The 8,403-nt window shown below is 68.8% G+C and carries 11 protein-coding genes; 7 read left to right on the top strand and 4 right to left on the bottom strand.

The features are described 5' to 3' along the window. Positions 1-123: 123 nt before the first annotated feature. Entirely contained in the window at positions 124-765 is a 642-nt protein-coding gene (locus GA0115254_RS34140; RefSeq protein ID WP_093899143.1) for a MerR family transcriptional regulator, read from the bottom strand. 92 nt (positions 766-857) lie between these two features. Between GA0115254_RS34140 and GA0115254_RS34135 the strand changes: the two genes are divergently transcribed. Continuing rightward, positions 858-1,355: a DUF4188 domain-containing protein gene (locus tag GA0115254_RS34135; protein ID WP_093899142.1), complete on the top strand. Its 498-nt coding sequence runs from the start codon at positions 858-860 to the stop codon at positions 1,353-1,355. Between the two features lie 54 nt (positions 1,356-1,409). On the opposite strand, the gene ndgR is transcribed toward GA0115254_RS34135, so the two are convergent. Further along, on the bottom strand, positions 1,410-2,126 hold the full coding sequence (ndgR, locus tag GA0115254_RS34130; protein ID WP_030928691.1) for an IclR family transcriptional regulator NdgR: 717 nt from the start codon (positions 2,124-2,126) through the stop codon (positions 1,410-1,412). Between the two features lie 174 nt (positions 2,127-2,300). Between ndgR and leuC the strand changes: the two genes are divergently transcribed. The 4 genes from leuC to GA0115254_RS34110 all read left to right on the top strand — a co-directional run bounded on the left by leuC (position 2,301) and on the right by GA0115254_RS34110 (position 5,468). Next, positions 2,301-3,725: a 3-isopropylmalate dehydratase large subunit gene (leuC, locus tag GA0115254_RS34125; protein ID WP_093899141.1), complete on the top strand. Its 1,425-nt coding sequence runs from the start codon at positions 2,301-2,303 to the stop codon at positions 3,723-3,725. Positions 3,726-3,730: 5 nt separating this feature from the next. Further along, positions 3,731-4,324 (top strand): 3-isopropylmalate dehydratase small subunit, encoded by a 594-nt coding sequence (gene leuD / locus GA0115254_RS34120; protein WP_093899140.1) that lies wholly within the window; start codon positions 3,731-3,733, stop codon positions 4,322-4,324. 104 nt (positions 4,325-4,428) lie between these two features. Next, on the top strand, positions 4,429-4,656 hold the full coding sequence (locus GA0115254_RS34115) for an SCO5555 family protein (protein WP_072487271.1): 228 nt from the start codon (positions 4,429-4,431) through the stop codon (positions 4,654-4,656). 143 nt (positions 4,657-4,799) lie between these two features. Continuing rightward, positions 4,800-5,468, top strand: a complete 669-nt coding sequence (locus GA0115254_RS34110) for an HU family DNA-binding protein (RefSeq protein WP_093899139.1) — start codon at positions 4,800-4,802, stop codon at positions 5,466-5,468. Between the two features lie 91 nt (positions 5,469-5,559). Here the strand turns inward: GA0115254_RS34110 and GA0115254_RS34105 are convergent, their stop codons facing one another. Next, positions 5,560-5,763, bottom strand: coding sequence for a hypothetical protein (locus GA0115254_RS34105; RefSeq protein WP_093899138.1), 204 nt, complete (start codon positions 5,761-5,763; stop codon positions 5,560-5,562). A 10-nt stretch (positions 5,764-5,773) separates the two neighbouring features. Continuing rightward, a complete protein-coding gene (cofC, locus tag GA0115254_RS34100) occupies positions 5,774-6,457 on the bottom strand; it encodes a 2-phospho-L-lactate guanylyltransferase (protein ID WP_093899137.1) in 684 nt (227 codons plus the stop codon). A 149-nt stretch (positions 6,458-6,606) separates the two neighbouring features. Between cofC and GA0115254_RS34095 the strand changes: the two genes are divergently transcribed. Together GA0115254_RS34095 and GA0115254_RS34090 are read left to right on the top strand one after the other, a co-directional pair. Next, positions 6,607-7,359: a lysophospholipid acyltransferase family protein gene (locus GA0115254_RS34095; RefSeq protein WP_093899136.1), complete on the top strand. Its 753-nt coding sequence runs from the start codon at positions 6,607-6,609 to the stop codon at positions 7,357-7,359. Next, complete coding sequence (locus GA0115254_RS34090; RefSeq protein WP_093899135.1) at positions 7,356-8,366, top strand: NAD(P)H-dependent glycerol-3-phosphate dehydrogenase; 1,011 nt, start codon at positions 7,356-7,358, stop codon at positions 8,364-8,366. Before GA0115254_RS34095 ends, GA0115254_RS34090 begins: the two co-directional genes overlap by 4 nt. The last annotated feature ends 37 nt before the right edge of the window (positions 8,367-8,403 follow it).

The following is an 8,403-nucleotide window of genomic DNA, read 5'->3' as shown; positions in this document are numbered from 1 at the left end:
GTGTAGCGGCCTAGCACGCTGCCCTCTCACGGCAGTAGCGCCGGTTCGAATCCGGTCGGGGGTACAACAGAACGACAGAGAAGGGCCCTTCACTCCGGTGAGGGGCCCTTCTCTGTCGCTCCCTCAGATCCCGTACCGCCGGGCCGACTCCTCCTCCTGGGCCATTCTGCGCAGCGACATCAGCAACGGTTCGTAGAGCACGGCCGAGGCGACCGCCGTCTCCACCTGCTCCGCCTCCGTGGGGTGTGTCTCCATCATGTCCAGGTCCTGGACGGCTACTTGGTGCATGAGCCGCGCCTGCTCGCTCAGGTACTCGACATCGCAGGGATAGCCGAGGCGGATGAGGGTGGCCACCGACGACACGAGCGCGCGATGTGCGGGGGACAGGGAGCCCAGCTCCTGGGAGGTCGCCCAGCCGAGCCGGTCCAGGAGTCGTTCGACCTCCTCGCGGGCCGCGGCCGTCTCCGGTGCCTCCTCGTCCGGGTCCGGGCCGTGAGGGAGGGACCACAGTGCGGCGCCCAGGCGGATCGTCCGGCCCAGGGACTCGTCGTCGACATGGGAGAGGACTTCCCGGGCCGTGGCCACGGGAAGACGGCCCACCTGGATCAGGGCCCGCACCAGACGCAGCCGGCGCAGATGGCTCTCGTCGTACTCGGCCTGTGTCGCGCTGACCCGGAGGCCGGGGCGCAGCAGCCCCTCGCGCAGGTAGTACTTGATCGTCGCGGTCTTGACGCCGCTCTTCTCGCTCAGTTCCGAGAGCCGCATGTGCCGTGCCTTCCCTTGCGCCACCTCTTGGGCAGTGCCACTATCCAACCATTGGATAGTGGCACTCTCCAACAGGGATCAGGGGGCATGACATGTTCACGAAGCCGATACCGGGGCGGATGACTGCGGCAGCCGAGGGGGACGCGGTCGTCCTGCTCATCGGGATGCGCATCAACCACTTCTGGGGAGTGCGCCACTGGCTGCCCGTCTTCGCGGCAATGCCGCGCATGCTGCGGGAGTTGAGCCGGGACAGGAGTCGCGGGCTGCTCGGCTACACGCTGCTGTCCGGCTCGCCCAGGACGTACTACGTCGTCCAGTACTGGGAGTCGAAGGAGAAGCTGTACGCGTACGCGAGCGCTCCCGACATGTTCCACCGCAAGGCGTGGGCGATGATCAACCGCAAGGAGAAGAAGTCCAGGCAGCATGTGGGGCTGTGGCACGAGACGTACGTGGTGCCCGAGGGCGGCTACGAATCGATCTACGCCGATATGCCGGCCTACGGACTTGCCGCGGCCACCGGCGTGCTGCCCGTCGAGAGGCGCGGTCGACGGGCGGCGGACCGGCTCGCACACCGTTCGTCCGCGGAGTGAGGTTCTGGCAGGGGCCGCCACGACGCTGGGGCGGCCAGGAGGTGTACGGGGACGTCAGCCGTTGCGGCGCAGTGCCTCGCTGAGCCGGGCGGCCGAGTCGATGACCGCCTGGGCGTGCATCCGGCCCGGGTGCCGGGTCAGCCGCTCGATCGGTCCGGAGACCGAGACGGCGGCGACCACCCGGTTCGAGGGGCCGCGCACCGGCGCCGAGACCGAGGCGACGCCCGGCTCGCGCTCGCCGATCGACTGGGCCCAGCCCCTGCGCCGTACGCCCGAGAGCGCCGTCGCCGTGAAACGGGCGCCCTGGAGGCCGCGGTGCAGGCGCTCCGGCTCCTCCCAGGCCATCAGGATCTGGGCCGACGAGCCGGCCTTCATGGTGAGCGTGGAGCCGACCGGCACGGTGTCCCGCAGACCGGACAGCCGCTCCGCCGCCGCCACGCAGATCCGCATGTCGCCCTGGCGCCGGTAGAGCTGCGCGCTCTCGCCCGTGATGTCGCGGAGGTGGGTGAGCACCGGTCCCGCCGTGGCCAGCAGGCGGTCCTCGCCCGCCGCCGCCGCCAGTTCCGCCAGCCGGGGGCCGAGAATGAAACGGCCCTGCATGTCCCTCGCCACCATGCGGTGGTGTTCCAGTGCCACGGCCAGTCGATGAGCCGTGGGTCGTGCGAGCCCGGTCGCCGCGACCAGCCCGGCGAGGGTGGCCGGACCGGACTCCAGGGCGCTCAATACCAGAGCTGCCTTGTCGAGAACGCCGACGCCGCTAGAGTTGTCCATACGACGATACTCCCGTCTCACTCTGTGAAACGCAAGTTCAATTTTCGGCGGAAGTTGCGAACCTGTAGGGGCGGCCACACAACGGCCCGTAGCCACCGCCCCGCACGGGGGTCCGGACGGCGGCGCACCAAATCTCTAGTTGGGCCGGCGAAGACGCCGGCCGGAGGGAAAGCGATGGGTAGGACACTCGCGGAGAAGGTCTGGGACGACCATGTCGTCCGGCGCGCCGAAGGTGAGCCCGACCTCCTCTTCATCGATCTGCACCTGCTGCACGAGGTGACCAGCCCCCAGGCCTTCGACGGCCTCCGTCAGGCCGGACGCCGGGTGCGGCGCCTCGACCTCACCATCGCCACCGAGGATCACAACACCCCGACCCTCGACATCGACAAGCCCATCGCCGACCCGGTCTCCCGTGCCCAGTTGGAGACGCTGCGCAAGAACTGCGCGGAGTTCGGCGTACGGCTGCACCCGCTGGGCGACGTCGAGCAGGGCGTCGTGCACGTGGTCGGCCCGCAGCTGGGGCTGACCCAGCCCGGCACCACGGTGGTCTGCGGCGACTCCCACACCTCCACGCACGGTGCGTTCGGTGCCCTGGCGTTCGGCATCGGCACCAGCCAGGTCGAGCACGTCCTGGCCACCCAGACCCTGCCGATGGCCCGCCCGAAGACCATGGCGATCACCATCGACGGCGAACTGCCCGACGGCGTCACGGCCAAGGACCTGATCCTGGCGATCATCGCCCGCATCGGTACCGGCGGCGGCCAGGGCTACATCCTCGAATACCGCGGCCCCGCCATCGAGAAGCTCTCGATGGAAGCCCGGATGACCATCTGCAACATGTCGATCGAGGCCGGCGCCCGAGCGGGCATGATCGCCCCGGACGAGACCACCTTCGACTACCTCGAGGGCCGCGACCACGCCCCGCAGGGCGAGGACTGGGACGCCGCCGTCGCGTACTGGAAGACGCTGCGCACGGACGACGACGCGGTCTTCGATGCCGAGGTCGTCATCGACGCCGCAGAACTGGCCCCGTTCGTCACCTGGGGCACCAACCCCGGCCAGGGCGCGCCCCTGTCGGCCAACGTCCCCGACCCGGCCTCGTACGAGGACGCCTCGGAGCGCAACGCCGCCGAAAAGGCCCTGGAATACATGGGGTTGACCGCCGGCCAGCCGCTGCGCGAGATCAACGTGGACACCGTCTTCGTAGGCTCCTGCACCAACGGCCGGATCGAGGACCTGCGCAACGCCGCCGCGATCCTGGACGGCCGCAAAGTCGCGAGAGGCGTACGGATGCTGGTCGTCCCGGGCTCGGTCCGGGTCGCCCTGCAGGCCGTCGAGGAGGGCCTGGACAAGGTCTTCACCGCCGCAGGCGCCGAATGGCGGCACGCGGGCTGCTCGATGTGCCTCGGCATGAACCCCGACCAGCTGGCCCCCGGTGAGCGCTCCGCCTCCACCTCGAACCGCAACTTCGAGGGACGGCAGGGCAAGGGCGGCCGTACGCACCTGGTCTCCCCGCAGGTCGCCGCCGCCACCGCCGTGCTGGGCCACCTGGCCTCGCCGGCCGACCTGTCCGACGCCCGTACGCCCGCCGGAGTCTGAGAATCATGGAAGCTTTCACCGCACACACCGGCCGGGCCGTCCCGCTGCGCCGGAGCAACGTCGACACCGACCAGATCATCCCCGCCCACTGGCTGAAGAAGGTCACCCGCGACGGCTTCGAGGACGGACTCTTCGAGGCCTGGCGCAAGGACGAGAACTTCGTTCTCAACCGCCCGGAGCGCAGCGGCGCCACGGTGCTGGTGGCCGGTCCCGACTTCGGCACCGGATCGTCCCGCGAACATGCCGTGTGGGCGCTGCAGAACTACGGTTTCAAGGCCGTCATCTCCTCCCGGTTCGCCGACATCTTCCGGGGCAACTCGCTGAAGAACGGCCTGTTGACCGTCGTCCTCGACCAGAAGGTCGTCGACGCGCTCTGGGAGCTGACCGAGGCCGACCCGACCGCCGAGATCACCGTCGACCTGGAGGCGCGCCAGGTCCGTGCCGAGGGCATCACGGCCGACTTCGAGCTCGACGAGAACGCCCGCTGGCGACTGCTGAACGGGCTGGACGACATCAGCCTCACCCTTCAGAACGAAGCGGACATCGCGACTTATGAGGTGGCAAGGCCGACCTTCAAGCCGCGTACAATTAACGCCTGAGCAGCGCGTTTCCAGGACTGCGCCCCCTGCCATCTGGTAGGGGGCGCAGTCGCTTGTTGAGACCCCGTCGGGCGACAACTCGCCCCAGATGGCACAATCGGTGCATGGAACGCGACAGCCAACTCAAGCTTTACGGCCAAGTCGCCGACCGATTGAAGGAAGCGCACACAAGAGTGCGCGCACTGCAAGTCCCGGAGGGCGTAAGGATGGCGCTGTCCCGGAAGCTGTTGGTCATCACGGCCGCGGCTAAGCACGATCTCCCGGATGCGGCAAGGCGTCTGGACCGGTTGATGAAGGACCTCGATGAGGGCCGATTCCCCGAAGGTGACTGACTCTGCGGAACTGCGCAGCAGTCGACTTCGTTGCGGCACTAGGGTGATTAGCCCGTTTCGTGTTTGATTTGCGGTATATATCTGCCTAACGTGCGAAAACGCTTGAACACTTTCGTTCTGGCAATGTCTCCGAAGGGGAAGACGTGAACAAGGCGCAGCTCGTAGAAGCGATTGCCGACAAGGTCGGCGGCCGTCAGCAGGCCGCAGACGCCGTCGACGCGGTGCTCGACGCGATCGTCCGTGCGGTTGTCGCGGGGGACCGTGTCTCGGTCACCGGCTTCGGCTCGTTCGAGAAGGTCGACCGCCCTGCCCGCTACGCCCGCAACCCGCAGACGGGCGAGCGGGTGCGGGTCAAGAAGACCTCGGTGCCCCGCTTCCGCGCGGGACAGGGCTTCAAGGACCTGGTGAGCGGCTCGAAGAAGCTCCCCAAGCACGATGTGGCCGTGAAGAAGGCGCCCAAGGGCAGCCTCACGGGCGGTGTTGCCCGTGCGACGACCAAGGCCGCGGCCAAGAAGGCCACCGCCAAGAAGGCTGTTGCGAAGAAGGCCACCGCCAAGAAGGCCGTGACCGCGGCGAAGACCACCGCGGCCAAGAAGACCACCGCGAAGAAGACCACCGCGGCGGCCAAGAAGACCACGGCCGCGGCCGCGAAGAAGACCACCGCCGCGGCGGCGAAGAAGACGACGGCCGCCAAGAAGGCCGTCGCCGGCAAGACCGCGCCCGCCAAGAAGGCCACGGCGAAGAAGGCGCCCGCGAAGAAGGCCACGGCACGCAAGACCACGGCGAAGAAGGCCACTGCACGGAAGAAGTGAGGCCGAGCAGCGCAGGGCCACTCACGCGCCGGGCCGGGCTCCCCTCGGGGAGCCCGGCCCGCGGGCTGTTGTGGGCAGTGTGCGGAGCCGTTCAGAACGTCTGCAGCGTCACCAGCGTGATCCGTAGATCCGCGCCCTCGCCGGTGACCTCGATCCGTACCCGCTGCCCCGGACGCAGCAGCCGCAGACCGCCGGCGTCGAAGGCCCGGGCGTCGAACTCCACCGGGGTGCCGTCGTCGAGCAGCACACTGCCGGTGCGGGTCTCGGGGTCGTACGTGTACGAGGTCGCCTGCATGAACGGCAGCCTATCGGTCCCCGAGGGGCGCTCCGGCGGCCCAGCGCTCCGCCGTGTGCGGGCCGACGCCCAGGGCCAGGGCCGCCCGCAGATCGTCGCCGGTGTCCACGTCCTGGCGGACCGAATCGATGCCGGTCAGGTGGATTTCCACCGCTCCGGAGTCCAGATGCCGGGCCCGGGAAGAACCGCCGAAAGTCGGACGCAATTCCACTCCCGGCGCAGCCGACAGAAATGTTGTACCGATTCCTGCCGCATCGGTGACAAATGCGCGGGGAAATGCGGCGGAAAAATTGAGTACCCGGGACAATTCTGCGGGGCGCAGCGCGGGAAGATCCGCGTTGAGAGCGGCGAGAGCCGCCCCCGGCCGCGCGGCCCGCACAGTCCGCTCACCGTGCGCGAGGGCGGCGTTGAGCCCGTGGTCCGGTTCGTCGGGAACGATCCGCGCCCCGAGGGCCGCGAGAGCCGCTCCGGCCTCCGTGTCGTCCGTGACGACCACCACATCCCGTACCGCCGGGCAGGACAGGGCGGCGGCCACGGTGTCCCGGGCGAACGCGAGGGCGAGCCGCGGGCGCAGCGCGGCACCCGTCGCAGGCGCGAGCCTGCTCTTGGCCCGTGCCAAGGGCTTCAACGGGACGACCAGCGACCAAGGACCGGCCGGGTCGGTGTTCGTGGCGATCTGCCTCTCGATGCGCATCGCCGCTTATTCTCGCCTGCCGGTGCGAGAACCCGGAGGTTCGGTCCCGAAAGCGGGGCGTACGGTGTTCTCGACAGAGCAGGGGCCTGGGGCGAGACTTGACCGTCGGTAGCCAGGCAGCAGCCAGGTCCTTAGAGGAAGGTGTCCGAGTGTCCCGCCGCAGAATCGGCTTCTGGTACCGCCTGGCGGCGGTCATCGCAAAACCGCCGTTGGTGGTTCTGTTCAAGCGTGACTGGCGGGGGATGGAAAACATTCCGGCCGACGGCGGATTCATCACTGCGGTCAATCACAACTCGTATCTGGACCCGCTTTCCTACGGTCACTTCCAGTACAACACCGGACGGGTGCCGCGGCTTCTCGCGAAGGCGGGCCTCTTCAAGACCCCCTTCGTCGGAATGATGCTGCGCGGCACCGGACAGATCCCCGTGTACCGCGAGACGACCAATGCGCTGGACGCCTTCAGGGCCGCCGTCGGCGCCATCGAGCGCGGTGAATGCGTCGCCTTCTACCCGGAGGGCACCCTCACCCGCGACCCCGACATGTGGCCGATGGCCGGCAAGACCGGTGCGGCCCGTGTCGCGTTGATGACGAAGGCCCCGGTCATCCCGGTCGCCCAGTGGGGCGCCAACCTGGCCATGCCGCCGTACGCCAGGGAGAACAAGCTCCGGCTCTTCCCCCGCAAGACCCTTCAGGTGCAGGCGGGACCGCCCGTCGACCTCTCCCGGTTCTACGACAAGGATCCGACGCCGGACGTCCTGCGCGAGGCGACCGAGGCCATCATGGCTGCGGTGACCGAGCAGCTGGAGATCGTGCGGGGCGAGAAGGCGCCCGTGGAGCCGTACGACCACCGCAAGGCCCGTGCAGAACAGCGGCGCAAGGCCGAAGGAAAGGGACCCAAGTGACGCACCCCGCAAAGGCAGCCGTCTTCGGAACCGGCTCATGGGGTACGGCCTTCGGCATGGTTCTCGCCGACGCCGGCTGCGAGGTCACCCTCTGGGGCCGTCGCGCCGAAGTCGCCGAGGCCGTCAACACGACCCGCACCAACCCGGACTATCTGCCGGGAATTGAACTCCCCACGTCGATCCGGGCCACCACCGACGCAGCGGAGGCGCTGCACGGCGCCGACTTCGCCGTGCTCGTGGTGCCCTCGCAGACACTGCGCGCCAATCTCGCCGAATGGGCCCCGCACCTCGGCTCCGACACCGTTCTCGTCTCGCTGATGAAGGGCGTCGAACTCGGCACCGCGAAGCGGATGAGCGAGGTCATCGAGGACGTCACCAAGGTCTCCGCGGACCGCGTCGCCGTCATCACCGGCCCCAATCTGGCCAAGGAGATCGCCGAACGCCGCCCCGCCGCGGCCGTGGTCGCCTGCCAGGACGAGTCCGTGGCCCAGCGACTCCAGACCGCCTGCCACACCTCGTACTTCCGCCCGTACACCATCACCGATGTGGTCGGAGCCGAACTCGGCGGCGCCGTCAAGAACGTCATCGGTCTCGCCGTGGGTATCGCCGACGGCATGGGTCTCGGTGACAACGCCAAGGGCTCGCTCATCACCCGCGGTCTGGCCGAGACCACCCGTCTCGGCCTCGCCATGGGCGCCGACCCGCTGACGTTCTCCGGACTCGCGGGCCTCGGCGACCTGGTGGCGACCTGCTCCTCGCCGCTGTCGCGCAACCACACCTTCGGCACCAACCTCGGCCGCGGAATGACGCTGGAAGAGACCATCGCCGTCACCAAGCAGACCGCCGAGGGCGTCAAGTCCTGTGAATCAGTGCTCGATCTGGCGCGCAGGCACGGCGTCGACATGCCCATCACCGAGACGGTCGTCGGCATCGTCCACGAGGGCAAGCCGCCGATGGTCGCACTGGGTGAGCTGATGTCGCGCAGCGCGAAACCCGAGCGACGCTGACGGGTTCACCGGGGGAGGACCTGAAGGGCACGTAAGC

Source organism: Streptomyces sp. Ncost-T10-10d, assembly GCF_900091955.1.
GTDB lineage: Bacteria > Actinomycetota > Actinomycetes > Streptomycetales > Streptomycetaceae > Streptomyces.
Note: the sequence above shows the minus strand (reverse complement) of the source record. Positions and strands in the feature narration are given on the sequence as shown.

Bases quoted from the DNA above. Each gene is read 5' to 3' on its own strand.
- GA0115254_RS34140 (WP_093899143.1), bottom strand. From the start codon at position 765: ATGCGGCTCTCGGAACTGAGCGAGAAGAGCGGCGTCAAGACCGCGACG.
- leuD (WP_093899140.1), top strand. From the start codon at position 3,731: ATGGAAGCTTTCACCGCACACACCGGCCGGGCCGTCCCGCTGCGCCGG.
- cofC (WP_093899137.1), bottom strand. From the start codon at position 6,457: ATGCGCATCGAGAGGCAGATCGCCACGAACACCGACCCGGCCGGTCCT.
- leuC (WP_093899141.1), top strand. From the start codon at position 2,301: ATGGGTAGGACACTCGCGGAGAAGGTCTGGGACGACCATGTCGTCCGG.
- ndgR (WP_030928691.1), bottom strand. From the start codon at position 2,126: ATGGACAACTCTAGCGGCGTCGGCGTTCTCGACAAGGCAGCTCTGGTA.
- GA0115254_RS34135 (WP_093899142.1), top strand. From the start codon at position 858: ATGTTCACGAAGCCGATACCGGGGCGGATGACTGCGGCAGCCGAGGGG.
- GA0115254_RS34105 (WP_093899138.1), bottom strand. From the start codon at position 5,763: ATGCAGGCGACCTCGTACACGTACGACCCCGAGACCCGCACCGGCAGT.
- GA0115254_RS34115 (WP_072487271.1), top strand. From the start codon at position 4,429: ATGGAACGCGACAGCCAACTCAAGCTTTACGGCCAAGTCGCCGACCGA.